The 947-nt window shown below is 25.7% G+C and carries 2 protein-coding genes; both read left to right on the forward strand.

What is annotated here, in order from left to right; all coding sequences use genetic code 11:
* A partial coding sequence (locus AVL50_RS33375; RefSeq protein ID WP_172826863.1) for a hypothetical protein occupies positions 1–230 on the forward strand: 230 nt, incomplete at its 5' end.
* On the forward strand, positions 231–947 hold a 717-nt coding region (locus tag AVL50_RS16845; protein WP_157491372.1), incomplete at its 3' end, for a hypothetical protein.

Here is a 947-nt window from a genome sequence, read left to right on the forward strand (position 1 = left end):
AAGATATTGAAAGTTTTATTCTTAATGGAATGGACTATATTTTTATTGAACATAAAGTAGGTAAAAAAGCTGGTGATAATGCTAGAATGGCGGCGGAGAAGGCTTATCAAAAGATCGATGATATAGCAAAAAAGAAGAAAGTAAAAGTTTTTGTTAAGAATAGACCTTTAATTAGAATTAAATACCTTGATGATCAAGGTCAATTACAATTATTTAAACCAAATATATAAATGAATATAAAAGAGAATTTCATCTTGTTTAATGGTTTACAACAAGATAAAATAGTTCAAGAAGAAAGTTTTTATAGAGAAATATTTTCAAATAAATTTTTAGGAGATTTTCAAAGAATGATTTTAGAATTTAAATCAATTCAAACTGGTGAATATGAGTTGTTTATGGAAGGTTCTTTTAATCTTGAAAAAATAATTAGTTTCATAAAATCAGACCTTTACAAACAAAATAATATAAAAATATATTTGAGGAATTTAAATGTAACTTTAGACTTTGCTAGACTAAGTGACGAAGGATATAAAGATGAGAGAGATTATGATAAGAAATACTCTAATACGTCTATTGAATTAACATTTAATGAAAACGTTATAGCTGAGAGCAAACTCAATTTATTATATAATTTTTATAAATCTTTTTTTTTAAGGTTTACAATACCTATTTCTTATGAATTCGGGACAATAATAACAGATGAGACAACAAGCGGTAAATATACTAATGAAATTATGTTTCGCCATTTAAACGATTTTCCTTTTACAGGTATTCCAATATGCTGGAAGATGATTTTAGGAGAGTTAGATTTTGATGAGGATTACACTTTTGAAAAAATATCCCAAACGCCTGCTTTATATAATACCCCTCTATTAAAACAAGTGGATGGAAGAGATTATAATTTGATCGAATTACATACCTATAAGGATTTTTATAATTATGAATCA

Source organism: Flammeovirga sp. SJP92 (assembly GCF_001583495.1).
In the GTDB taxonomy this organism is placed as follows: Bacteria; Bacteroidota; Bacteroidia; order Cytophagales; family Flammeovirgaceae; genus Flammeovirga.